Here is a 22,379-nt window from a genome sequence, read left to right as displayed (position 1 = left end):
TTGTGATTCGATGGCGAGAGCCAGAGGACTCGACGTCATCAATCAGTTCACCTGCCTTGTCCACACCGACGCAGACCTCGAAAAGACCATCAAGGCAAACTACAGCGCCCTCGTCGCCGCGCACCAGTAAGCGGCGAAAGGACGACAGAGACGCAAAAAAGGGCTGCCCGAAAAGGCGGCCCTTTTTTGTTTTGGGGAGATTTTTGGGATGGACTTGGATGCGAATACAGGATCGATTTCACGGCTTGTCTAAATCTTGTTTATTCATTTTTTACCGTTACAAACCATTCATCGAGAGGCGATTTCCACACACAAAAACTATATTGCCTTATTATTATTCAGACATAATCTCCTGAATGTGGGCCATATAAGTCTTCATGCTCCTCATTTCTCGAGGTGGACTTTTTGTCATATCATTTAAAGCATAAGCATATACTTTTGCTTTAGCAAGAAAATCTTTATTTCTTATATCGCGCTTATATGACCAATAGCAATACCATGCTGCGGTATCAAGCATGTGGCCAGCCTCTTTTCCACCATCTTGCAAACACTTCTCAACCTCCTCGAACTCTGCCGTTACATCTTCGTATGCTTTTAACGCTTTTTTTTCATCTTCTGCCTTTCTTTCACATAAGAATCTATTTTGAAGTATTATGTATTTTTCCAGTCTATACCAACAAACGTTATTGACTAAGGCCATACGCTGCTTTTCAGTAAAATCGTCAGGATTTTCATAATACTTTTCCCTTGCGTCGTCAATCTCCTCATTGCATATATCAATGTATTCCTCTCCAAGTCGCCAATAAGTATAGGCTAATTTCGTCTTTATTCTATGCTGATTAACTAATCCCAAGCCATCGGTTGTTTTCAACAATGACTCTGCCTTGTCAAATGCATCTAAAGCCTCCACTATACGGCCTAAAATAAAATACAATTCCCCCATTCTAAAATATACACAATATCTATCCTTATGTTCTTTTTCGACATCTCCATATATTTCTAAAGACTTTTCATGCTTTTCTTCACAAAACAACAAAAAAGCCTTCTCCATTTTTATCCAATAAGTTAACTCTTGGTTTTTAGCAAGCTCTCTTGCTGAAATGCCGTCCTCAATCACATCTAAATATCCGCGCGCTTTACTCACCCACTCTGGCGTTATCAGCAACTCACCATTAACCATTTCCCAGTAAGAATCAGATGCATTTTTTAATTCTTCTTTCGAATTAAAAATTATAGGAAATATCGAATCTTCATAATTAAAAACATATTGAGGCTTTGCAGATTTATTAAAATATTCCTCACCAGCCTCCTCTTTTTTATTAACTGTTCTTAGATAGGACAACAAGCTCTCAATATTACCTAAATCTTTTGATAGCAAATAAAAGCTCTTTCTGATATGGGGATGAACTCCGCCCTTTTTATAAGAAATCGAATGTTCAAGTTGTCCCCAAACATCCTGAATCAATGTTCTCAACTGTACTTCAACCCATCCGCGCTGTCCCTCTTGACGAACAACATAATGGATAGACTTATAACCAGAAGGCTTTTCTTCACTTTCAAATTTATACTCCTTCCCCTCTTGGTAATACTTATTTACCTCATTTTTAATACTTTCTTGATAATCCTTATCCCAATTATAAACAGAACATTTTTTTAATTGATATTTTGCGTCAATCTCCTCATCATCTACAACACGCAACATGCGAACGAAATCTTTATGCACCTCAAATATATCATCCTCAAATAAGCACAACAATCTCAAACCAGCATAATCATATATTTCATTTAAGCGCTTAGATTTTCTTTTAGTTTTAAGATAAACACTTTCTTTTGTCTTTAGCCTTCCAGGACTTAAATATATTTTAGAAGATATGGAAGACAATTTGCCTTTTAAAATCGTCATCTGAGCATCTAATGATGGTTTAAGGCCAACCACATAAGATTCAGCCTCAGTTAAAGTCACACTCATATCACTCTCCTTTTCCACATAAAAAGTTTTTATACAAAGGACATGACAAAAAAAACGCCATTCTCTTTTTGCAAAAGAATGGCGTCACAAAAGTTGTTTTAAAACTAAAGCTTATTCATCTAAAACAGCTACCCATTTGTAGGATCTAATCTCATTATTGCCTCCTTTTTATCAAACAATGAAATTGTGTTAACCATGAAAGAACTTCATACAGAGTTTAGCAAAAAAAATATTCAACACAAAGATTTTACACGTAAAGTTACCGATCTCAAAAAAAATTGCAAAACAATACCATTAAATAAACGCGCCAGAGCAGTCATAAGGCATTTATTTATAATAAAATAACATTTTAACGCATTTATAGACCTGTTCACCTTACGATACTAGCCCCCCTCACGTCGTCCACTGCCGCACCGACTCCCGCGTCACCAGCGCTTGCGCTCCGGACTCCCGCAGCAGCGTCTCGACTACCGGCAGGAATTCTTCGATTTTTTCGGTGATCTCCACGATTTCGATCACCATCGGCAGTTCTCCGGCAAGCTCGAAAATCTTCGAGGTGTGCACTTTGTGACGCAGACCGAACGAGAGAAGGCCGCGAAAAACCGTGGCTCCGGCCATGCCGCGTTCGAGGGCTTCGCTGACGAGAAGTTCGTAGAGCGGGCGGTGGTGCAGCTTTTCCTGCTCACCAATGAATATCCGCAGGAGTTCCGATTCGATAAAGTTCATCATTGCCAGAGTTTTGCGAGAAGCGTTCCGGAAGCAAGACAGAAGAGGCCGCCAGCAAGGCTGCCCGCGACGTACAGGCTGGCGTAGAGCGCCTCGCCGTCGCGCATGAGGCCGCCGGTTTCGTACATCGCCGTTGAAAAGGTGGTGAATCCGCCGCAGAAGCCGGTCGTCAGAAGCAGGCGCGTTTCGGGCGAGAAGAGCGTAGTCGAGAGCGCCAGCTCGCTGATGAAGCCGATCAGGAACGAGCCAAGCAGGTTGACCGCGAATGTGGCGAAAGGAAAGCCGGTGCCGGCGAAGGGTACCGCAAGCGCCACGAGGTAGCGGGCGACCGATCCGGCGAAACCGCCCGCTCCGACCAGAAGCACCTGCTTCATCGCCACCTCAGTGTTCATGGCCGGTCTGCCGGTCCTCGATGCGCTTGTGGGCGCAGCACATCTCGCCGTGGATGTTCATGAGAATGTTGAAGATGCCGAGGCAGATGATCGTTGGCGCCCACAGGCCGATAAAGATCGCCACGAGCTGGCTGTTGGCCGCCGTGCCGAAAAGAAAAACGTAGATGGAGAGCAGGATCGACAGGGCCGCGGCCACGAGGTAATACATCGGCTTCATAACGGGTGCTGGTTGGTTGATCGGATCTGTTCAATGAATGTAACAATTTGCCATCTTTCCATAAATCCCGACGAATCAGTACGCCGTCTGCCGAGATTTTCCGGCTCTGAGCAGCGCGTTCACGAGGAAAACCAGCGCGGCGACAAGGATGATGGTCGCGCCCGAGGCCAGATTGAAAATCCACGAAAGCCACAGCCCGGCAATGCTGAAAAGGCCCGCAAGCAAAATGCCGGTGGCCATCATCCGGTAGAGGCTTTGGCTGAAACTCCGGGCGATGGCGGCTGGAATGGTGAGCAGCGCTATAACCATAACGATGCCGACAATCCGCACCATGATCACCACGGTCAGAGCGATGAGGCAGAGCATCAAGAGGTCGAGCGCCAAGGTTTTCAGGCCCGATATGCGCGCATACTCTTCGTCGAAGGAGATCGCCACAAACTCCTTGTCGAACAGCCAGACGACGGCGATGATTAAGAGATCGAGCAGCAGAATGAGTTGCAAGTCGGAGTTGGGCACGGTCAGGATGTTGCCGAAAAGATAGCTGAAAAGATTGGGCGCGTAGCCGGGCGTCAGGCCGATGAGAATAACGCCGACCGACATGCCCGCCGCCCAGAACGCGCCGATGGCGGTGTCCTCGGCGATCTTCGCCTTTCGCGAAAGCAGCCCGATGCCGATGGCCGCCGCGAGACTGAAGGGGATGATGCCCGCGAGCGGATTCAGGCCGAGGTAGTAGCTGAGGCCGATGCCGCCGAAGGCCGTGTGGGCGATGCCGCCGCTGATGAAGCCGAGCCTCCGGACGACCACGTAGGCGCCGATGATGCCGCAGGCGACGCTCGACAGAATGGCCGCCAGAAAGGCGTTGCGCATGAACTCGAAGTGCAGGATGTCAGGCATGGCGATGATCCGGATGGGTTTCGTGGCTGCGAGGAGCGCGATGCTCGACCACATCGACCGGATAGCCGTAGAGGCTGTCGAGGGCCGAACGGCCAAGCGTCGAGCCGGGTTCGTGCATGTCGAGCGTGCAGTTCAGGCAGGCGATGCGCGAGACGTGCCGCCCGATGGTGCCGGTGTCGTGCGTGACCAGCACGATGGTGTGGCTCTTTTTGAGCTGGTCGAGCAGGTCGTAGATGGTGGTCTTCATCTCGGGATCGACGCTCGCCGTCGGTTCGTCGAGCAAGAGCAGCTCCGGCTCTCCGGCCAGCGCCCGTGCGATCAGCACTCGCTGAAGCTCGCCGCCGGAGAGCGCACCGATCCGCCGCCCGGCAAGCGCCGTGAGGCCGGTGGTTTCAAGCGCTTCGAGCGCCTTTTGGCGATCTTCGCGCCCGTAGCGCTGCAAGAGTCGCTTGCACGCGAGCCGCCCCATCAGCACCACCTCCATCGCGCTGATCGGGAAGGTGCGGTCGAAGTCGAGGCGTTGCGGCACGTAGCCGATCCGCCCGGAGGCCCGGCCCGGCTCCTTGCCGAACACCGTGACGCTGCCCGACGATGGCTTGACGAGGCCGAGGATCACCTTGAGCAGCGTGGTTTTGCCGCCGCCGTTCGGCCCCAAGACGGCCAGGAAGTCCCCCTCGTGCACCGAGAGCGACAGCCCGTCCAGCACCTTCGCGCCGCCGAGTTCGACGCAGAGCCGGTCGCAGACAATCAGCGGCTCCTTCATTGCAGACTCCTTGCGAATGCGGTTGCCGCTTTGCGAAGATTTTCCACGTAGTTCCGCGAAAGGGGATCGACCGTGACGGTCTGTCCGCCAATATCCCGCGCGATGGCGTCGGCCTGCGCCGAGCTGAACTCCGGCGCGACGAACACCACCCGAATGCCGCCGCGCCGGGCCTCGTCGATCACCCGCGCCATCTGTCGCGGCGTCAGCGTCTTGCCCTCCTCTTCGGCGGCGATCTGCTCCAGCCCGTAGTCGCGGGCGAAGTAGCCCCATGCCGGGTGGAAGACGAGGAACCGGCGGCGCTTCACCCCGGCCAGTCGCTCGCGAATCTCGCCGTCGAGCGCCTGAAGTTCCTTGTCGAGCGCCGCCGCGTTGGCCGCGAACTGCGCCTTGCCCGCCGGATCGAGTGCCACGAGCGAGCGCTCGACGTTCTTTGCGATGACGCGGGCGTTGGCGGGCGAGAGCCAGAAGTGGGGATCGAAGTGGCCGTGCTCGTGGTGATGCCTGTCCGGCTCGACTGCGGCGTCATGCTCCGTCTCGCTCATCGGCAACAGCGTCACCCCCTCGGAGGCGTTGCACACCGCCATGTTTTTGTTGAGCTCGACGAGGCGGCCCATCCAGTCAAGCTCGAACTCGACCCCCGATCCTGCCTTCACGAAAAGCGCCGCGCGGCTCACCTCCGCCATCTGCCGCGGCGTCGGCTCGTAGGTGTGCGGATTGCCGCCTGCGGGCACCATCACCGACACCGCCACCCGGTCGCCGCCGATGCGCCCTGCGAACCACGCCAGCGGCTCGATGGAGGCGACCACCTGAATCTTGCCAGACTCCGGCTGCCTGGCGGCGCATCCCGGCAAAAGCGCGAAGCACAGCGCCAGCAGCAGCGCAAGGCCCGGTAGCGGAAAAAAAGAGAGCAGCGGCGTGCGCTCTTGCCTGATAGTCATGACCGATCTCCAGATTCGTTGAGCGTGACGGAGAGAGTGCTTCGATAAAGATAGGGCAAGAGTGGAAAATCCAAAAAAAGGAGCCGCAGCTCCGGCAGGCTTCCGCATGGTGTCGGAGGAAGCCTGCCGGATGGGCATCACGCCTTCTTGTGGCGGTTCAGGGCGCTGACGATGGCCTTGATGGAGGCGAGGCTGATGTTCGAGTCGATGCCCGAACCGCAAACCAGCGCGCCCTCATCGAAGGCGAGGCGGATGTAGGCGATGGCCAAGGCGTCGGAGCTGTGCCCGATGGCGTGCTCGGTGTACTCGTCCACATGGAAGCCGATGCCGGTGTGGCTCACCATGCCGCGCACGAAGGCGTCGAGCGGGCCGTTGCCCTTCGCCTTGAAGCTGAACTCGCCCTGTGGCCCAACCATCGACGCGCTGATGATCGTAGCCACCTCGTCGTTGCGATCCGGGTCTTCGTCGCTCCAGCTAATCGTGCATTTTTTCATGAGATACGGTTCCGCGCAGGTGATATACTCCTTCTGGAACAGATCGTGAATCTGCTGCGCCGAAAGCTCCTCGCCGGTGCGGTCGGTCAACTCCTGCACGACGACGCCGAAATCGGGCTGCATCCACTTGGGCGCCTGGATGCCGTACTCCTTTTCGAGCAGATAGGCGATGCCGCCCTTGCCCGACTGGCTGTTGATCCGGACGATCGCCTCGTAATTGCAGCCCACATCCTCGGGATCGATGGGCAGATAGGGCACGTCCCACACCCCGTCGGTGGCGCGCTGGTGCGCCTTCATCCCTTTGCTGATGGCGTCTTGGTGCGAGCCGGAAAAAGCGGTGTAAACCAGGTCGCCGGAGTAGGGGTGACGCGGATGCACCGTCATGCGGGTGCAGCGCGAATAGACCTCCTTGACGTGCGGCAGGTTGGAAAAATCGAGTTCCGGATCGATGCCCTGCGTCATCAGGTTCAGCGCCATGATGATGATGTCCATGTTGCCGCACCGCTCGCCGTTGCCGAACAGCGCCCCCTCGATGCGATCCGCGCCAGCCATCACCGCCAGCTCGGAGGTGGCGACCGCCGTGCCGCGGTCGTTGTGGGCGTGAACGCTGAAGAGCACCGCGCTGCGATCCTTGATGTGGCGGCAGAACCACTCGATGCGGTCGGCATAGACATTCGGCGTCGAAAGCTCGACCGTCGAAGGCAGGTTCAGGATCACCTTGTTCTCCGCCGACGCGCCCCACTCGTCCATCACCGCATGGCAGACGTCGAGTGCGTACTCCAGCTCCGTGCCGGTGAAGCTCTCCGGGCTGTACTCGAAGCGGATGCCCGGATTGCCGCTCGCCTCCTTCAGCTCGCGCACCAGCCGCGTTCCGGCGACGGCGATGGTGATGATCTCCTCCCGGCTCATGCGGAACACTATGTCGCGCTGCTGGCGCGAGGTGGAGTTGTAGAGGTGCACGATGGCGTTTTTCGCGCCTTTGATCGCCTCGAAGCTGCGGCGGATAAGATGCTCGCGCGACTGCGTCAGCACCTGGATGGTCACGTCGTCGGGGATGAGATTGTTCTCGATCAGCTTGCGCGCAAAGGCGAACTCCGTGGCCGACGCGGAGGGAAAGCCCACCTCAATCTCCTTGAAGCCGACGGAGACCAGCAGCTTGAAAAACTCGACCTTTTCATCGACGCTCATGGGAATCGGCAGCGCCTGGTTGCCGTCGCGAAGATCGACGCTGCTCCAGATCGGCGCTTTGGTGATGGTCTTGTCCGGCCAGGTTCTGTCTTTCAGGCCGACGGTCGGATAGGATGCGTATTTCTTATAATTCATCGTACTCATGAGAGAATCTCCTTTTGATGCTCTTGGATAGTAAAGTCCCGTAAAGTAAAAAAGCCGCTTACCCTGAGAGGATTGCGGCTTTGAAAATCGGATTCCGTGCAAGTCAACAAAACTTACAATGCGCGACCCCTCAGGCAGGTAAGGCCCGTTAGCGATAGCGTAAGAAGATGCATGTTGTTGACCGTGTTCATACAAGGTGAAGTACCGTTATCGGCTGTACGAAAAGTTGGGGCAATATAAACAATTCTTTCCCGTCTGCAACGCCCTTGCGCCAGCCGCCTCCGATTGTCCGCAGATGGATGGGACGCTTGGCAAGACGACAGCGAAGCGGTACAGGAGGTTCCCCGCTGCGCCCGGCAAGCTCGCATCAGCGCGACGGAACCGCCATGAAGCGCAGGACCTCGTGGCCCGACCGGTCATAGATCGTCAACCGGCGACCTTTGACAATAGAGCTGTCGCCCTTGCGCAAGGCCGCGATGAACGCCCGCTCCCGCGCCATCACCACCGGCGCGCACATCATCCTCGACGACGCGATCGCGCCGAAGCGAATGCTGCCCGGCGAGTGAACAAACGAGCCGTTGATCTGGTTGCACCCGCCGGAACCGACCATCTTGCGCGACGAATAGAGGATGATATGCATATCCCGCCGCTGTCCGCGCAGGAACTCCGCCTTCCGCCCATCGATCGCCTCGACCCGCCACCACGTCCCGAACAGCTTCGGAGTGCTCGCCTCCGGCTGCGTTGCATAACGAGGAGAACAGGCGGAGAGCGCGGTGAGCAGGAAGATGAATAGGTATCGAATCATGATGGGTGCGAATTGGCGGGTGAGCGGAAGATGTGGCTGTGGTGGGTAATATACTAATGGCGAGGAAATACGGAGAAGAGTCTGAGCCCGCGAGCGGTCTCAAATCGCCCCACCACCAATCAAGCGCTCGATCATCCGGCTACGCTTTCGCCCCTTGACCGTTTTTTCAGCCACATGAGCTTCGGCTTTGGACGAATACGCTTTCGTGTACACGATCCGCCAAGGCCGTTACCGGGAGGTAAAACCTTTCGCAACGCTGTTGTGATACTCCAGGCGACGGTGCGGATTCGTCGAGATGCCGACGTAATAGCGAGCGACAACCGCCGATTTGAGGATGTAGAGGAAATATGGGGCATGTGCTGAATTATCCACGGCATCAGGGGTAGAGATGGCGCGCAGGGGTATAAATAAAAAAGGAAGCGCCGCATACTCAAGCACTTCCTTTTTTAAGCTCCGCGAGTAGGATTCGAACCTACAACCCTTCGGTTAACAGCCGAATGCTCTACCATTGAGCTATCGCGGAATATGACATCTTCTTGACCGAAGAGATGCAAATATAAGGCTGTGCGTCGAATTTCCAAACCGGCGGGAGCATTTTTTATTATTTTTTCCGTCTGACTGATGGGGCCAGGGCTTTCTTTTTCGATTATTATTTTTGTACATTGATGCTCTTTTATGGAAACGAGATAGTTATGTCCAGGGAAAAAGCGCTGATTGAAATCCGTCTTGCGGGTCTTTCTCAGGGAAAGTTCGAGTTCGAGTTCACCTGCTCCGCAGCTGATTTCGCTGATTCGGCCCTCGTCGAGGCCGGGTTCTCGAAGGAGATTTCGGCCAAAGCGACCGTCGAGAAGCTGGAGGGCGAGATGATCGTCACCCTGAAAACCTCGGCAATCGCTGATCTGACCTGCGATCTGTGCCTTGCACCGGTCACTACCGAGCTGAATGGTTCGTACCGTATTTATTTTGGTTACGAACAGCCTGACGAACCGGATGAAGAGCGCGACGAGGAGTATCGGCTCATCGACCGGAACGCGGTCTCGCTCGACCTGACCGAGGATGTTCGCGAAACGCTGCTGCTCTCCGTTCCGATGAAAGTCACCTGTACGGACAATCCCGATTGCCGGGTGTTCCATCAGGAGGAATTGGACGAGCCGGACGAAGTCAATCTGCACGACACCGATTGGCTGGAGTCGCTCGAAAAACTGAAAAACAAGTATCGTTAACCGTTGATTCTAAATTGATATAGATTATGGCCAACCCGAAAGCCAAGATGTCCAAGTCCAGAAGGGACAAGAGGAGAGCACAGTACAACGCCCGCACCAAGGCCGCCGTTACGGTTCTCTGCCCGAACTGCGGCGAGCCGACCCTTCCGCACCGCGCCTGCCGCCATTGCGGCCACTACAAAGGCCGTCAGGTCACCGGCAAGATTGTCGTCGCCTAAGTAGTTTGAAGTAAACAAGACAGCACCGCCATGTTGACCATTGTCGTGGATGCCATGGGTGGCGACAATGCCCCCGTGTGCGTTGTCGAGGGCGTGATCGATGCCCTCAGGGAAAGCGAAGGCCGCTTTGAAATCCTGCTGATCGGGCAGGAAGAGAAGGTTGCCCCTCTTCTGGAACAGCATGATGCCGGAGAACTCAACCTCCGCTTCATGCACGCGCCAGAGGTCATCACCATGGAGGATGTTCCCGCCACCGCCGTCAAGGCAAAGCAGGAGTCGTCGCTTGTGCGCGGCCTGAAGCTCTGCAAGTCGAAAGAGGCCGATGCTTTCGTAAGCGCCGGAAACACCGGCGCGATGATGGCCGCCTCGCTCTTCGTGCTCGGCCGCATTCCCGGCGTCTTGCGCCCGACCATTTACGCCTACTTCCCGCGACTTGGCGAGGGGCTGACCAACATCGTCGATGTCGGCGCCAACGTGGACTGCAAGCCGGAAAATCTGGTGCAGTTCGCTGAAATGCTGACCATCTACCAGCGTTACGCGGCAAAAATCGAAAATCCCGCGGTCGGTCTGCTCAACATTGGAGAGGAGGAGGGCAAAGGCCCCGACTATCTCAAGCAGGCATGGAAAATGTTGCAGGAGGCGCACGAACAGGGAAAAATCAACTTCATCGGCAACATCGAGGGGCACGACATTCTGGCCGGAAAAGCCACCATCGTCGTCTGCGACGGGCTGGTCGGCAACACCATCCTCAAGTTCGGCGAGAGCATCCCGCACTTTCTGGGCGCGCTCTTCAAGCCCGCGCTCGAAAAGCTGGTCATGGCGGGCAAGCTCGACCAGAACTCGGCGGCGCTGGCGGGCCAGGCGTTCAAGGGAATTTTCGAGCCGTTCGATGTCGAAAAGTTCGGCGGCGTACCGTTCCTCGGCGTCGATGGCATCTCGATTGTCGGCCACGGACGCTCGTCGTCGCGCGCCATCAAGAACATGATCTACATGGCCGAACACATGATCGAGCAGCGCGTCAACGAACGCATCGCGGAAATGCTCGCCTGACGGCGAATGTTCCCATGCAGGCCTTGATGCTCCGGAGCGCCCATCCCCTGCCCCCCGCGATTGACCGAAAAGTCCGGCTCCGATACAACTTCGCATTTTCCGTTCGCTTATCAAGAGAAACCACACTATGAAAGCAGCCATATCGACGACAGCCAAGTACTTGCCTGAAGAGGTGCTCTCCAATAAGGACCTTGAACGCATTCTCGAGACCAACGACGAGTGGATCAGAACCCGTACCGGCATCAGCGAGCGCAGAATTCTCAGAGACCCTGAAAAGGCAACATCGTACATGGCGACCGAAGTTGCCCGCATGTTGCTCGAAAAGCGCGGCATCTGCGCCGACGAGATCGACCTCATCATCGTGGCGACCATGACGCCCGACATGATCTTTCCCTCGACGGCGTGTCTGGTTCAGGGAAACATCCAGGCCAAAAACGCCTGGGCGTTCGACCTTTCCGCCGCCTGTTCGGGATTTCTCTATGCCCTGAACACCGGCGCGCAGTTCATCGAGTCGGGCAACTGCAAAAAGGTGATGGTGATCGGCGCGGACAAGATGTCCTCCATCATCGACTACACCGACCGCTCGACGGCGATTCTGTTCGGCGACGGCGCAGGCGGCGTCCTGCTCGAAGCGGCGCAAGAGGACGGATACGGCGTGCTCGACGCACGGCTCTATTCGGACGGCCTCAACGGCCCGAATCATCTCCTGATGCGAGGCGGCGGAAGCCTTCACCCGGCGTCGCATGAAACGATCGATCAGCATATGCACTTCATCCAGCAGGATGGCAAGCAGGTCTTCAAGGCGGCGGTCATGGCGATGGCCGACGTGGCCGAAGAAATCATGCAGCGCAACGGCCTGACCTCCGAGACCATCGACTGGCTCGTGCCGCACCAGGCCAACCAGCGCATCATTCACGCCACCGCCGAGCGCATGGGCATCACCGAGGAGAAGGTCGTAATGAACATCGCGCACTACGGCAACACAACCGCCGGCACCGTGCCGATCTGCCTGGCCGAGCTGGACGAGCAAGGCAAACTGCACAAAGGCTCGAACCTCGTGCTGGTGAGCTTCGGAGCGGGATACACCTGGGGCGGCATCTACGTCCGCTGGCAGTAAGCGCAACCATTCAAAGGAATTACAGAATATGAAAGCATTTGTTTTCCCCGGACAGGGTTCGCAGTACTGCGGCATGGGACGCGATCTTTACGAACGCTTTCCGGAGGCGAAGGCGCTGATGGACAAGGCCGACGAACTGCTCGGCTTTTCGATCACCAATATCATGTTCAACGGCAGCGAGGATGAGCTGAAGCAGACCCGCTACACCCAGCTCGCCATCTTCCTGCACAGCTACGCGGCGGCGACGCTGCTCGGCCGCCAGGGCGTCGAGATGGCGGCGGGCCACAGCCTCGGCGAATATACCGCGCTCTGCTTTGCGGGTGCGATTTCGTTCGATGACGCAGTCCGGCTCGTGGCCAAACGCGGCGAACTGATGCAAAACGCCGGACAGCAGAATCCGGGCACGATGGCCGCGATCATCGGCATGGCCGACGACGCGCTCGACGCGCTTTTGCAGGAGGCCGGGGCCGCGGGCATCGTGCAGGCGGCGAACTTCAACTCGCCCGGCCAGATCGTCATCTCCGGCGACATCGACGCCGTGCGCAAAGCGGTCGAACTCGCGCCGTCGAAGGGCGCGCGGATGGCCAAGGAGCTGGTCGTCTCGGGCGCATTCCACTCACCGTTGATGAAGCCCGCCGAAAAGGAGCTTGCCGAAACGCTCGACACCATCGCGATCCGCGACGCCGAAATTCCGGTCTGCATGAACGTGGTGGCAAAGCCGGTCACTTCGGCCCCGGAGATCCGCGCGAACCTCATCAGCCAGCTCACCAGCTCGGTGCTCTGGAGCCAGTCGGTTCAGGCGATGGTAGAGGCGGGCGTCACGGAATTCGTCGAAGTTGGCCCCCAGAAAGTGCTTCAGGGCCTCATCAAAAGGATCAGCAAATCAGCCGTTTGCGCGGGAGTCGATACCGCCGATCAGGTGGATGCCGTGCGCAATCCGGCCTGAACCAGGACGATTTAAAAACGAAAGGATAGAAATCATGACCATGTTCACAGGGAAAACCGCCGTCGTCACCGGCGCGGCGCGCGGAATCGGCCAGGCAATCGCCCTCGATCTGGCCGCGAAAGGCGCTGATCTTGTCATCGGCGACCTCAAGGCGGAGTGGCTGTCGGAAACCGAAGAGGCGCTCAAGCAGCTCGGCGCGAAAGTGACCTGCAAGGAGCTCGACGTCACCAGCACCGACGCCTGCCAGAAGGTGTTCGACGAAGTGGCTAAAGAGAATGGCCGCATCGATATTCTCGTCAACAACGCGGGCATCACCCGCGACGGCCTGTTGATGCGCATGAGCGAAGAGGACTGGGATGCCGTGCTGACGGTGAATCTCAAAGGGGTGTTCAACTGCACCAAGGCCGTGACGCGCACCATGATGAAACAGCGTTCAGGCTCGATCATCAACATCGCCTCGATCATCGGCCTCATGGGCAACGCCGGACAGGCCAACTACGCGGCCTCGAAAGGCGGCGTCATCGCCTTCACCAAGTCGATCGCCAGGGAGATTGCCTCGCGAAACGTCAGGGTCAACGCCATCGCACCCGGATTTATTTCATCGAAAATGACCGACGCCCTCTCCGAAGAGGTTCGCCAGAAGATGCTCGAAGCCATTCCACTGGGAGTTTTCGGTACTCCCCAGCATGTGGCCGACGCAGTGGCATTTCTGGCCAGCGACCAGTCCGCCTACATCACCGGACAGGTGCTGAGCGTGAACGGCGGCATGTACATGTAATCATAACCTGTTGAGAATCGCTGACTTGCCGGAACCGTTCCGTTCCTGAAAGTCGCCGGTTCTCCAGCCAGAGCGCAGCTTTGCCCGGCTGGTTTTTCTTTTTATATTAGCAAACTTGGTTTTTTTAATTGTTTCCAATCACAAACACGGAGAATAGTGCCATGAGCGCAGCCGAAATCACAGATAAAGTGTACGATATCATCGTCAGCAAGATGGGCGTCAACAAGGATCAGATCAAGCCGGAATCGAAGTTTGCCGATGACCTCGGCGCCGATTCGCTCGACACGGTCGAACTGATCATGGAGCTCGAAAACGAGTTCGGAGTCCAGATTCCTGATGAAGATGCCGAGAAAATCGGTACTGTACAGCAGGCCGTTGACTATATCGTCAACAAGAAATAAGCTAAAGGCATTCTCTTCGGGCAGGGCGTTGTCCCTGCCTGAATCAACGTTAAATCTGAACAGATGGGTCTGGAACTCAAAAGAGTCGTTGTCACCGGAATCGGTGTCCTGTCGCCAGTCGGCCTCTCGATAACGGATTTCTGGAACGCTCTCATGGAGGGCAAAAGCGGCGCGGCTCCGATCAGCTATTTCGACACGACCGGGTTTGCCACCACCTTTGCATGCGAGCTCAAGAATTTCAAAGCCGATGAGTACATCGACAGGAAATCCGCTGACCGCATGGATCCATACTGTCAGTACGGCGTCATCTCGGCTGAACACGCCCTGAAAGACTCCGGCCTCGACCTGACCTCGATCGATCCGACCAGGATCGGCGTCGTCCATGGCTCGGGCATTGGCGGCATGACCGTTTACGACCAGCAGTTCCGCCAGTACCTCGAGCGCGGCCCCCGCCGGGTCAGCCCGTTCTTCATTCCGATGCTCATTCCCGACATTGCCGCCGGACAGATTTCGATCCGCAACGGCCTGATGGGACCGAACTACGCAACAGCATCCGCCTGCGCGACCTCGCTGCACGCCGTCATGGACGCCGTCATGCTCCTCCAGATGGGCATGGCCGACTACATGGTTTGCGGCGGCTCGGAAGCGCCGATCACTCCGATGAGCGTGGCTGGCTTCAATTCAGCCAAGGCGCTCTCGACCCGCAACGACGCTCCGGCGAAAGCTTCGCGTCCGTACGATGTGGATCGCGACGGCTTCGTCATGGGCGAAGGCGCCGGTTCGCTGGTGATCGAAACCTACGAATCCGCCGTCAGGCGCGGCGCGAAAATCTATGCGGAGATCGTTGGCATGGGCGCGTCCGCCGATGCGTACCACCTCACGGCTCCACACCCCGAGGGCCTCGGCGCTCGCAGCGCGATGAGTACCGCCCTGAACATGGCGGGCATCACGCCGGACAAGATCGATTACATCAACACCCACGGCACCGCCACCCCGCTTGGAGACCTTGCTGAAATCAGGGCTATCAAGAAGGTGTTCGGCGATCACGCCCACAAACTCAGCATCAGCTCGACCAAATCGATGACCGGCCACCTTCTCGGCGCGGCGGGCGTCGTCGAATCGATTGCCTGCATCCTGGCGTTGCAGAACCAGACCGTGCCTCCGACCATCAACCTCGACAATATCGATCCGGAGATCGACGTTGACGTGACGCCGAACAAGCCGAAAGCGCGATCGATTGAATACGCGCTGAACAACGGCTTCGGATTCGGCGGGCACAACGGCTGCCTGATCTTCAGGAAGGCTCCGGCTGTCTGACGCCGGAAATGGTTCAACGATGGCGTACCTGTGGCAAAAACTGATGTCACTTCCATTGCTTCGTACAAAAGCGTCCGATGATGCCCCCGGCTCTTCGGACGCCAACCGTTCAGCCCCGCTTCTCGATCTCCAAACAGCAAAGCACCTCGAACGCCTCACCGGGCGCTCTTGCAACCGCCTGATCTACCGCACCGCCCTGACGCACCGCTCCGTGCTGCACGACCATCATGGTGCGGATGACAAGCCTGAATCGAACCAGCGCCTCGAATTCCTCGGCGACGCGGTGCTCGACCTCCTGATCTCCGAGCACCTCTTCAAGCAGTTTCCCGAAAGCGACGAGGGGCACCTTTCGAGCAACCGGGCCAAGATCGTCAACCGTAAAGCGCTGGCCGCATTCGCCCGCGAACTGCAACTCGGCGAGCATCTCATCATAGGAGAGTCCGCCGACAAGCAGAAAATCCGTGACAGCGAATCGGCGCTGGCCGACGCCTTCGAGTCGCTCGTCGGCGCGATTTACCTCGACCAGGGGCTCGCCGGAGCCGAGCGATTCATCACGAACCACGTTATCGCCAGAGTCGATCTGCGCAAGCTGGCCGAGGCGGAATACAACCACAAAAGCCGCCTGATCGAGTACACCCAGTCCCGCCAGCTTCCACCGCCGCTCTACACGGTCATCGCCGAAGAGGGGGCCGAGCACGAAAAGCACTTCACCATCGAGGTCTCATGCAACGGCGTCGCGCTTGGCAAGGGAACCGCGCCACGCAAAAAAGACGCCGAACAGTTCGCCGCCAAAGAGGCCATGACCAGGCTCGAAACCGAGGATCCGTTCGGCCCGCCTGCGGAGTCCTGAACCGGAGAACTCGCCATGTCATTCTATTCAAAATTCTCGGAATACTATGAGCGGGTCTTTCCGTTCAGAGAGGAGGTATGGGGCTTTCTGAAAAGATATGCCGGAAGCTCCGGAAATGCGCTGCTCGACGTGGGATGCGGGCCGGGGCACTATTGTGGCCGGTTCGCTCGCGAAGGCTTCAGGGCAACCGGAATCGACCTCGACGAAGCGATGATCGACGAAGCCAAGCATCACTATCCCGACGCCGAATTCCGCTGCCTCGACATGCGACGAGTCGATGAGGCCGGAGGGAAATTCAGTTGCATCTGGTCGATCGGCAACGTCATGGCGCACCTGCCCGCCGACGAACTCGCCCCGTTCATCTCGAACATCCACGCCCTGCTCAAGCCAGGCGGCTACTGGATCATGCAGGTGATGAACTGGGACGCTCTCGCCGGATGGACGGACTACGACTTCCCGACGCGAACCCTCACCGCCGATGGCTCGTCAGCCACCTTCCACCGACGCTACTCGTCGATCACGCCTGAGTCGTTGCGCTTCACCTTCTCGCTCCAGCAGGCAGATGCCGTGATGTTTGACGAAACGGTGATGCTCTACCCCGCCGGATTGGATCGCTACCTGTCGTGGCGCGAGGAAGCGGGATTCAGATGCGAGGGGATTTATTCGGATTTCAACGGGAGTCCGTTGAAGGACGTGCCTGGCACGGGGTTGGTGCTGGTGTTCAGGAAAGAGTGACGACGTACTGGCACGAACTTTCGCACCACCGTCCACGGCGTTCTGCAGCAATACGCCCTCTCAGGAGAATGTACAGCAACGGCTCAGCACGCCTGCGTCGCCTTGATGATGGCCTGTTTTTTGAGATCAAAACTGGTTGGATACGGCACTCTCCGGTCGGCTCTTAACGTACCTATCGGGGATTATCGAACCTGATAGATACGCGATTGAGGAGCATTGAGATGAATAGTGGGGCATTTCAAGCAACTGGCCCGGAAAGCTACTGACTCTCGAGCTTCAGCACAGATGGGAAAAACCAAAAAATTATTCTGCCGATTTAATAACACCCGGCGTTTCTGTCGATATGCCTCATGGCCATCCATATCCCCAGCATTCCCAGCGCAGATATCGCTCCGACCTGCATTGCCGGCGGCAAGCTCGACACCTCATTGAGTAATGGCGTGATTATCTGTAGCATGATTAGTTCTTGATTTATGTGTTAAAATATTTCCTCCCAGCACCAAATTCGACATATATATAAACATTGGTGATGAGTCAGGCTGCTGCTGTTTTGTTTCGTAGTTTCATCGTAAACTATACGTAAAAACGCAAGTCATTCCAAAGAATTCCCAAGGTCGCATAGCATTTCATTCATATGATCTATAAATACTTGTTATGCGCGAAGTTAAGCAGAGCGAAAAATTCGTCCAGACCGAACGGGCGGCTCATCGGTCGAGTTTTTTTCTCTCAATCGAAAGCGCTGTAGAAATGAGATATTATAGATATGCGTAAATTTTAAGAAGATTAATCAAAACACTGCTTTTTCACTTTTTCTATAAACAACAACTCCTTAGCGTCATGCAAGAATCCGCCTCGCCGACTCGCTGACGAACTGTCACTGAATGAAGCTGCCGGATTGAGGGATGAAGGAATTTTCTGCGATCTCAGCGACGCGACGTTGAGAAGCGATCACGGCTCGGACGTGGTACTGGTGTTTGGGCGGGGGTGAGAGAGCATCTGCCGCTCATGGATCGATCTCTTCGGTACGCATTGACCGGTGACCTTCAAAGACAGTGAGAATAACAATCTGTGACGGAGTAGTTCTGTACACGATCCGGTAATTCCCGACAAGTATCTCGCGGATGTCAGATCGGGAAAACTCGGGGACAACGCTTCCAATTTCGGCAAATGAGGCTATCGAGTCGCCTTTTTCAAGGAGCCGATCAATGAACTCAATGGCTCGCTGAGGATTATCCTGCGCGATAAACCTCTCGATTTCATCGAGCATTCTGAGCGCTTCCGACGACAAGACAACGTTCATGGTTTTCTGGCGGCTCGTTTTTCTGCAAGCCTTGCTCTCACCTCGTCAGTACCGTACACTTCTACGTCCTCCTCCGCCATTAGCCCTTGTTCGACGGATTCCATAAACTGTCCGGTACACCAGCTTATCATACTCCTCGGGCGATAGCAGTACACCAGCGGGTCTGCCGTTCTGGGTAATAATCAGCGGATGACCTGTCGTCTGAACCCTTTTGAGGCAGGTGGAAAGCCCCGTCTTGAATTCGCCCAACGGGATGATGTCGCTTGAAACACGAATCTCTTTCATGATGCGCTCAGATTAACAGCATAATACTCTAATCTTTATTCATGACTTAATCCACTCATCTTCTGATTTATCACCCTTGGTTGCTCGCTTTTTCGAATTGCATGCAACGTGAAAACAGATGACTAACACTATTTACCGTCACCTTAATATTTTTCTTGTCAATAACAACTGACCCTTCCCATCTATTTTCATCTTTATCAGATGATGTTACAGTTGTATTATAATTTATTTGCTTTGCAACAGACTTTACAATAGCCTTATCATTCATTTTACATCTCCTTTTTGGTTATGGTGTAGTAATACGATCAAGAATAAAATCACTTTGCCTAAAGTATTCGTATAACATATCAGCAAATACTCCTCCTAACTCAGGGGCATATCGAGAATCAAAAGAATATTTTGAAATACTGTCAATACAAAGAAAACCATAATAATCCCAATTTGACGGAATGCTTATAGTGGTTTTAGGGGGTAAAAAATCAGAGATATACCTTATCGGTAAAACCAATGCACTATTATAACTTAAAGGCCATTCTTTAATAAAAGTAAAGCCTAAAATATTTATTACCTCTGGATCACCATTTTCTTTAAAACAAGAGTTCTGATATTTATGACCTATCCAAGATCTCCTTATATTATTATTTAGATAGTATCTAGAACAGCCATTAATTGAATACCAAAGATTTCTGAAATCTGTATTTTCTTCTAAAAGATGCTGCAAATGTCGATGGTTCGCTTTTTTTGCTGACATTGAATCTCTCGCCACAACAGAAAGCTCAAACTTATTATTTAACTCAACAATAGATGCACGACATTTTTTCCCTGATGTTATTGAAAAACAATTTGCAATCGAATCAAGTATCTTCTCTGTTGTTTGCTCTATTTTAATTGATTGGGCTGTGGCTAAGCCAGCCAAGAAATCTCTTACAAGATGCTGAGCAAAATGAGTATAGAATACCGTCTGAGCATAATGATGTAGCTTACGCTTTTCCACTAATATCGCATGCATTATTAATAAAAGCACAAGAATAGATAAAAATACCATATACAGATAACTGAGCCAACTCTGATCTTGTACGATAAAAGGAGCAACAACGAGGCCGGCTATTGAGGCCGTGCCCGCACAATAACCAAACACCCGGTCAAAGCTTAGGCGCTCTGGTTTTGGTAATTGCTCCTCATACTTTGTTTGAATATCCTTTGGCATGGGTCCATTTTCTTAACTAAAATCCTTAATCGCTTTGAGGATTTGACAAAAGCTACCTTACATAAATATTACAGCTAGAATTTAAGAAATATCTCTGCTCTTTATCAAGAGCAAGGCCGTAAAATCCAAAGCGTTTTCATCCATACTGTTCGGTCTTTTTGTCCATTGGCAAAGCTAGCCCCTCATTGAGTCATGTCTTTGGCATATTGACAAGGTGCCTTTACGGAGGTAACCGATAGGTTACTGCGCGCCCCCATATATAGGCTTTGGAACGTTGTTTTGTACTCCATAAATTCGTATTGGCATACGGTTATACTATCCGTCAAAGCATCACGTTTCTCTGACCGCCTCGAACGCTTCACCGACAGGGTTGTACTCTCCCCGTTCGATACTCGCCGAGGACTGCGCCAGTATTTTGAGCAATGCCAAGCTCTCCTGCGTCTGCTCGTAAACATGGATGTACTGCACAATCACCTTGGCTTCGCCGTGGTGCGTGATAATCATGGTCTCTCTGTTGCTACACACATTCCGCACCACTTCCGAGGCGTGGGTTTTCAGGTAGCTGATAGGCTTGATCGAGTCACTGTATTTCATAAAAGACTCCAATTTTTTAACCACTATTCAGTCTGAATAATAGTCATTTTCAAGCAACTACCCATAAGCCCTCCAGAGAAGCGTCAGCCAAAATCTCCCCCTCCCCCCATCCCCCCTCTTTACACCCGCCTCAAAATGCGTATATTGTGAACCTTCCGGCCTGAGCGATCGACCGGAAAACCTTTAATCCATGCAGGTTGCGGCGCCTGGCGCTGGCGATGCACTGAATGCCTACCTTAACAAGGCCTGTCCATGAAAGAACAACTCATCTTTGACCTTTCCCGCAGCGGTCGCAAAGGCTACTGCCTCTCGCCGCTCGACATTCCCGCTCGCCCGGCGGAGGATCTCGTGCCGTCGAAATTCCTGCGCCAAGCGCCCGCTGAACTGCCGGAGATGCCGGAGAGCGAGGTGGTGCGCCACTTCGTGCGGCTCTCGAACCTCAACTACCACGTTGACAAGAACATGTATCCGCTTGGCAGTTGCACCATGAAGTACAATCCCAAGATCAACGACTACACCTGCGACCTGCCGGGCTTCGCCTCAATGCATCCGTTGCAGCCGGAGTCAACCTCGCAGGGGGCGTTGCAGCTCATGCATGAGCTGGCCGAGATGCTCAAGGAGATCGCGGGCATGGCGGCGGTGACGCTGCAACCGGCGGCGGGCGCGCATGGCGAGCTGACGGGCATTTTGCTCATCAAGAAGTATCACGAAAAGCTCGGCAACAAGCGGCACAAACTGCTCGTGGTCGATTCGGCTCACGGCACCAACCCGGCCTCGGCGGCGCTCGGCGGCTACGAGTGCGTCTCGATCAAGTGCGACGAATCAGGTTGCACCGACATGGCCGACCTCCGCACGAAGCTCGACGGCGAGGTGGCCGCGCTGATGCTCACCAACCCGAACACGGTCGGCATCTTCGAGAAGCAGATTCCCGAAATCGAGAAGCTGGTGCACGGCAACGGCAGCCTGCTCTACATGGACGGCGCAAACATGAACGCCCTGCTCGGCATCGCCCGCCCCGGCGACATGGGCTTCGACGTGATGCACTACAACCTGCACAAATCCTTCTCCGCGCCCCACGGCGGCGGCGGCCCCGGCAGCGGCCCGGTCGGCGTGAGCGAGCGGCTCGTGGAGTTCCTGCCGGTTCCGGTGGTCGAGAAGTACGAGGAGGCGGGCGAGACCCGCTACCGTCTGAACGGCGGCAAGCCGGACAGCATCGGCCGCATGATGAACTTCTACGGCAACTTCTCGGTGCTGGTTCGCGCCTACACCTACATCCGGATGCTCGGCGCGGAGGGGCTGCGCCGCGTGTCGGAGAACGCCATCATCAACGCCAACTACCTGCTCCAGCGACTCGTCGAGCACTACGCGCTGCCCTACCCGCGCCCGGTGATGCACGAGTTCTGCCTGTCGGGCGACCGCCAGAAGAAGGAGCACGGCGTCCGCACGCTTGACATCGCCAAGCGCCTGCTCGACTACGGCTACCACGCGCCGACGGTCTATTTCCCGCTCATCGTCAGCGAAGCGCTCATGATCGAGCCGACCGAAACCGAGGCCAGAGAGACGCTCGACGCCTTCGCCGACGCCATGATCGCCATCGCGGAGGAGGCCAAAAACACTCCCGAGGTGATCCTCGCCGCGCCGCAGACCACGCCGGTCAAGCGCCTCGACGAAGCGCAGGCCTCGCGCCAGCTCAACATCTGCTGCCACCACTAACGCGGCTGTTCGGCGCAAGGCATTTCAAAATCAAGGCTGTTCCGGAAAAAAACCGGAACAGCTTTTTTTATGCACCGCACTCCCGCGCGGATCGGACAGATCTGTCCGATTCATT

The 22,379-nt window shown here is 55.0% G+C and carries 26 protein-coding genes and 1 tRNA gene; 11 read left to right on the top strand and 16 right to left on the bottom strand.

Annotation, left to right across the window (positions count from 1 at the left end; genetic code table 11):
• Positions 1 to 334: 334 nt before the first annotated feature.
• The 11 genes from FGF66_RS07730 to FGF66_RS07680 form a co-directional block, all read right to left on the bottom strand.
• Positions 335 to 1,969: a GTP pyrophosphokinase gene (locus tag FGF66_RS07730; protein WP_139457080.1), complete on the bottom strand. Its 1,635-nt coding sequence runs from the start codon at positions 1,967 to 1,969 to the stop codon at positions 335 to 337.
• Between the two features lie 393 nt (positions 1,970 to 2,362).
• Positions 2,363 to 2,698, bottom strand: a complete 336-nt coding sequence (locus FGF66_RS07725) for a DUF190 domain-containing protein (RefSeq protein ID WP_170181273.1) — start codon at positions 2,696 to 2,698, stop codon at positions 2,363 to 2,365.
• Positions 2,695 to 3,087, bottom strand: coding sequence for a fluoride efflux transporter CrcB (crcB, locus tag FGF66_RS07720; RefSeq protein ID WP_246046626.1), 393 nt, complete (start codon positions 3,085 to 3,087; stop codon positions 2,695 to 2,697). The genes FGF66_RS07725 and crcB overlap by 4 nt, the downstream gene beginning before the upstream one ends.
• Positions 3,077 to 3,304 (bottom strand): hypothetical protein, encoded by a 228-nt coding sequence (locus tag FGF66_RS07715; RefSeq protein WP_139457079.1) that lies wholly within the window; start codon positions 3,302 to 3,304, stop codon positions 3,077 to 3,079. Before FGF66_RS07715 ends, crcB begins: the two co-directional genes overlap by 11 nt.
• A gap of 75 nt (positions 3,305 to 3,379) precedes the next feature.
• Complete coding sequence (locus FGF66_RS07710) at positions 3,380 to 4,198, bottom strand: metal ABC transporter permease (RefSeq protein WP_170181272.1); 819 nt, start codon at positions 4,196 to 4,198, stop codon at positions 3,380 to 3,382.
• Positions 4,191 to 4,961 carry a metal ABC transporter ATP-binding protein gene (locus tag FGF66_RS07705; protein ID WP_139457077.1) on the bottom strand — a complete coding sequence of 257 codons (771 nt, stop codon included), beginning with the start codon at positions 4,959 to 4,961 and terminating at the stop codon, positions 4,191 to 4,193. The genes FGF66_RS07710 and FGF66_RS07705 overlap by 8 nt, the downstream gene beginning before the upstream one ends.
• Positions 4,958 to 5,899, bottom strand: coding sequence for a metal ABC transporter solute-binding protein, Zn/Mn family (locus FGF66_RS07700; protein ID WP_139457076.1), 942 nt, complete (start codon positions 5,897 to 5,899; stop codon positions 4,958 to 4,960). The genes FGF66_RS07705 and FGF66_RS07700 overlap by 4 nt, the downstream gene beginning before the upstream one ends.
• Before the next feature lie 137 nt (positions 5,900 to 6,036).
• Entirely contained in the window at positions 6,037 to 7,725 is a 1,689-nt protein-coding gene (leuA, locus tag FGF66_RS07695; RefSeq protein ID WP_139457075.1) for a 2-isopropylmalate synthase, read from the bottom strand.
• Positions 7,726 to 8,092: 367 nt separating this feature from the next.
• Entirely contained in the window at positions 8,093 to 8,530 is a 438-nt protein-coding gene (locus tag FGF66_RS07690) for an META domain-containing protein (RefSeq protein WP_139457074.1), read from the bottom strand.
• A 228-nt stretch (positions 8,531 to 8,758) separates the two neighbouring features.
• The gene (locus tag FGF66_RS12940; RefSeq protein WP_246046625.1) at positions 8,759 to 8,902 is read right to left on the bottom strand and encodes a GIY-YIG nuclease family protein; all 144 of its coding nucleotides are present in this window, start codon (positions 8,900 to 8,902) and stop codon (positions 8,759 to 8,761) included.
• 79 nt (positions 8,903 to 8,981) lie between these two features.
• Positions 8,982 to 9,053, bottom strand: a tRNA-Asn gene (locus FGF66_RS07680).
• Positions 9,054 to 9,222: 169 nt separating this feature from the next.
• On the opposite strand from FGF66_RS07680, the gene FGF66_RS07675 reads away from it, so the two are divergent.
• From FGF66_RS07675 to FGF66_RS07630, 10 genes are all read left to right on the top strand, one after another.
• Complete coding sequence (locus FGF66_RS07675; protein WP_246046624.1) at positions 9,223 to 9,753, top strand: YceD family protein; 531 nt, start codon at positions 9,223 to 9,225, stop codon at positions 9,751 to 9,753.
• A 26-nt stretch (positions 9,754 to 9,779) separates the two neighbouring features.
• Positions 9,780 to 9,971: a 50S ribosomal protein L32 gene (gene rpmF / locus FGF66_RS07670; protein ID WP_129050892.1), complete on the top strand. Its 192-nt coding sequence runs from the start codon at positions 9,780 to 9,782 to the stop codon at positions 9,969 to 9,971.
• A gap of 30 nt (positions 9,972 to 10,001) precedes the next feature.
• Positions 10,002 to 11,021, top strand: coding sequence for a phosphate acyltransferase PlsX (gene plsX, locus FGF66_RS07665; protein WP_139457073.1), 1,020 nt, complete (start codon positions 10,002 to 10,004; stop codon positions 11,019 to 11,021).
• 127 nt (positions 11,022 to 11,148) lie between these two features.
• Complete coding sequence (locus tag FGF66_RS07660; protein WP_139457072.1) at positions 11,149 to 12,138, top strand: beta-ketoacyl-ACP synthase III; 990 nt, start codon at positions 11,149 to 11,151, stop codon at positions 12,136 to 12,138.
• Positions 12,139 to 12,166: 28 nt separating this feature from the next.
• Complete coding sequence (gene fabD / locus FGF66_RS07655; RefSeq protein WP_139457071.1) at positions 12,167 to 13,084, top strand: ACP S-malonyltransferase; 918 nt, start codon at positions 12,167 to 12,169, stop codon at positions 13,082 to 13,084.
• Between the two features lie 40 nt (positions 13,085 to 13,124).
• Positions 13,125 to 13,862, top strand: coding sequence for a 3-oxoacyl-[acyl-carrier-protein] reductase (gene fabG / locus FGF66_RS07650; RefSeq protein WP_139457095.1), 738 nt, complete (start codon positions 13,125 to 13,127; stop codon positions 13,860 to 13,862).
• 161 nt (positions 13,863 to 14,023) lie between these two features.
• Positions 14,024 to 14,263, top strand: a complete 240-nt coding sequence (gene acpP / locus FGF66_RS07645; RefSeq protein WP_139457070.1) for an acyl carrier protein — start codon at positions 14,024 to 14,026, stop codon at positions 14,261 to 14,263.
• 63 nt (positions 14,264 to 14,326) lie between these two features.
• On the top strand, positions 14,327 to 15,580 hold the full coding sequence (fabF, locus tag FGF66_RS07640) for a beta-ketoacyl-ACP synthase II (protein WP_139457069.1): 1,254 nt from the start codon (positions 14,327 to 14,329) through the stop codon (positions 15,578 to 15,580).
• A gap of 19 nt (positions 15,581 to 15,599) precedes the next feature.
• Positions 15,600 to 16,430 (top strand): ribonuclease III, encoded by an 831-nt coding sequence (gene rnc, locus FGF66_RS07635; protein ID WP_246046623.1) that lies wholly within the window; start codon positions 15,600 to 15,602, stop codon positions 16,428 to 16,430.
• Positions 16,431 to 16,445: 15 nt separating this feature from the next.
• Positions 16,446 to 17,165 carry a class I SAM-dependent methyltransferase gene (locus tag FGF66_RS07630; protein ID WP_139457067.1) on the top strand — a complete coding sequence of 240 codons (720 nt, stop codon included), beginning with the start codon at positions 16,446 to 16,448 and terminating at the stop codon, positions 17,163 to 17,165.
• A 1,003-nt stretch (positions 17,166 to 18,168) separates the two neighbouring features.
• Here the strand turns inward: FGF66_RS07630 and FGF66_RS07625 are convergent.
• From FGF66_RS07625 to FGF66_RS07605, 5 genes are all read right to left on the bottom strand, one after another.
• The gene (locus FGF66_RS07625) at positions 18,169 to 18,465 is read right to left on the bottom strand and encodes a type II toxin-antitoxin system RelE/ParE family toxin (RefSeq protein WP_139457066.1); all 297 of its coding nucleotides are present in this window, start codon (positions 18,463 to 18,465) and stop codon (positions 18,169 to 18,171) included.
• 45 nt (positions 18,466 to 18,510) lie between these two features.
• Positions 18,511 to 18,750, bottom strand: a complete 240-nt coding sequence (locus FGF66_RS13105; protein ID WP_211341989.1) for a type II toxin-antitoxin system Phd/YefM family antitoxin — start codon at positions 18,748 to 18,750, stop codon at positions 18,511 to 18,513.
• Positions 18,751 to 18,820: 70 nt separating this feature from the next.
• A complete protein-coding gene (locus FGF66_RS07615) occupies positions 18,821 to 19,018 on the bottom strand; it encodes a hypothetical protein (protein ID WP_139457065.1) in 198 nt (65 codons plus the stop codon).
• Between the two features lie 18 nt (positions 19,019 to 19,036).
• The gene (locus tag FGF66_RS07610; protein WP_139457064.1) at positions 19,037 to 19,957 is read right to left on the bottom strand and encodes a hypothetical protein; all 921 of its coding nucleotides are present in this window, start codon (positions 19,955 to 19,957) and stop codon (positions 19,037 to 19,039) included.
• 330 nt (positions 19,958 to 20,287) lie between these two features.
• Complete coding sequence (locus tag FGF66_RS07605; protein ID WP_139457063.1) at positions 20,288 to 20,551, bottom strand: type II toxin-antitoxin system Phd/YefM family antitoxin; 264 nt, start codon at positions 20,549 to 20,551, stop codon at positions 20,288 to 20,290.
• Between the two features lie 252 nt (positions 20,552 to 20,803).
• Here FGF66_RS07605 and gcvPB point away from each other — a divergent pair, with 252 nt between their 5' ends.
• Complete coding sequence (gene gcvPB, locus FGF66_RS07600) at positions 20,804 to 22,264, top strand: aminomethyl-transferring glycine dehydrogenase subunit GcvPB (RefSeq protein WP_139457062.1); 1,461 nt, start codon at positions 20,804 to 20,806, stop codon at positions 22,262 to 22,264.
• Positions 22,265 to 22,379: the final 115 nt, after the last annotated feature.

The organism is Chlorobaculum thiosulfatiphilum (assembly GCF_006265165.1).
Lineage (GTDB): Bacteria > Bacteroidota > Chlorobiia > Chlorobiales > Chlorobiaceae > Chlorobaculum > Chlorobaculum thiosulfatiphilum.
Note: the sequence above shows the minus strand (reverse complement) of the source record. Positions and strands in the feature narration are given on the sequence as shown.

Bases quoted from the DNA above. Each gene is read 5' to 3' on its own strand.
- FGF66_RS07730 (WP_139457080.1), bottom strand. From the start codon at position 1,969: ATGAGTGTGACTTTAACTGAGGCTGAATCTTATGTGGTTGGCCTTAAA.
- FGF66_RS07725 (WP_170181273.1), bottom strand. From the start codon at position 2,698: ATGATGAACTTTATCGAATCGGAACTCCTGCGGATATTCATTGGTGAG.
- crcB (WP_246046626.1), bottom strand. From the start codon at position 3,087: ATGAACACTGAGGTGGCGATGAAGCAGGTGCTTCTGGTCGGAGCGGGC.
- FGF66_RS07715 (WP_139457079.1), bottom strand. From the start codon at position 3,304: ATGAAGCCGATGTATTACCTCGTGGCCGCGGCCCTGTCGATCCTGCTC.
- FGF66_RS07710 (WP_170181272.1), bottom strand. From the start codon at position 4,198: ATGCCTGACATCCTGCACTTCGAGTTCATGCGCAACGCCTTTCTGGCG.
- FGF66_RS07705 (WP_139457077.1), bottom strand. From the start codon at position 4,961: ATGAAGGAGCCGCTGATTGTCTGCGACCGGCTCTGCGTCGAACTCGGC.
- FGF66_RS07700 (WP_139457076.1), bottom strand. From the start codon at position 5,899: ATGACTATCAGGCAAGAGCGCACGCCGCTGCTCTCTTTTTTTCCGCTA.
- leuA (WP_139457075.1), bottom strand. From the start codon at position 7,725: ATGAGTACGATGAATTATAAGAAATACGCATCCTATCCGACCGTCGGC.
- FGF66_RS07690 (WP_139457074.1), bottom strand. From the start codon at position 8,530: ATGATTCGATACCTATTCATCTTCCTGCTCACCGCGCTCTCCGCCTGT.
- FGF66_RS07675 (WP_246046624.1), top strand. From the start codon at position 9,223: ATGTCCAGGGAAAAAGCGCTGATTGAAATCCGTCTTGCGGGTCTTTCT.
- rpmF (WP_129050892.1), top strand. From the start codon at position 9,780: ATGGCCAACCCGAAAGCCAAGATGTCCAAGTCCAGAAGGGACAAGAGG.
- plsX (WP_139457073.1), top strand. From the start codon at position 10,002: ATGTTGACCATTGTCGTGGATGCCATGGGTGGCGACAATGCCCCCGTG.
- FGF66_RS07660 (WP_139457072.1), top strand. From the start codon at position 11,149: ATGAAAGCAGCCATATCGACGACAGCCAAGTACTTGCCTGAAGAGGTG.
- fabD (WP_139457071.1), top strand. From the start codon at position 12,167: ATGAAAGCATTTGTTTTCCCCGGACAGGGTTCGCAGTACTGCGGCATG.
- fabG (WP_139457095.1), top strand. From the start codon at position 13,125: ATGTTCACAGGGAAAACCGCCGTCGTCACCGGCGCGGCGCGCGGAATC.
- acpP (WP_139457070.1), top strand. From the start codon at position 14,024: ATGAGCGCAGCCGAAATCACAGATAAAGTGTACGATATCATCGTCAGC.
- fabF (WP_139457069.1), top strand. From the start codon at position 14,327: ATGGGTCTGGAACTCAAAAGAGTCGTTGTCACCGGAATCGGTGTCCTG.
- rnc (WP_246046623.1), top strand. From the start codon at position 15,600: ATGGCGTACCTGTGGCAAAAACTGATGTCACTTCCATTGCTTCGTACA.
- FGF66_RS07630 (WP_139457067.1), top strand. From the start codon at position 16,446: ATGTCATTCTATTCAAAATTCTCGGAATACTATGAGCGGGTCTTTCCG.
- FGF66_RS07625 (WP_139457066.1), bottom strand. From the start codon at position 18,465: ATGAACGTTGTCTTGTCGTCGGAAGCGCTCAGAATGCTCGATGAAATC.
- FGF66_RS13105 (WP_211341989.1), bottom strand. From the start codon at position 18,750: ATGAAAGAGATTCGTGTTTCAAGCGACATCATCCCGTTGGGCGAATTC.
- FGF66_RS07615 (WP_139457065.1), bottom strand. From the start codon at position 19,018: ATGAATGATAAGGCTATTGTAAAGTCTGTTGCAAAGCAAATAAATTAT.
- FGF66_RS07610 (WP_139457064.1), bottom strand. From the start codon at position 19,957: ATGCCAAAGGATATTCAAACAAAGTATGAGGAGCAATTACCAAAACCA.
- FGF66_RS07605 (WP_139457063.1), bottom strand. From the start codon at position 20,551: ATGAAATACAGTGACTCGATCAAGCCTATCAGCTACCTGAAAACCCAC.
- gcvPB (WP_139457062.1), top strand. From the start codon at position 20,804: ATGAAAGAACAACTCATCTTTGACCTTTCCCGCAGCGGTCGCAAAGGC.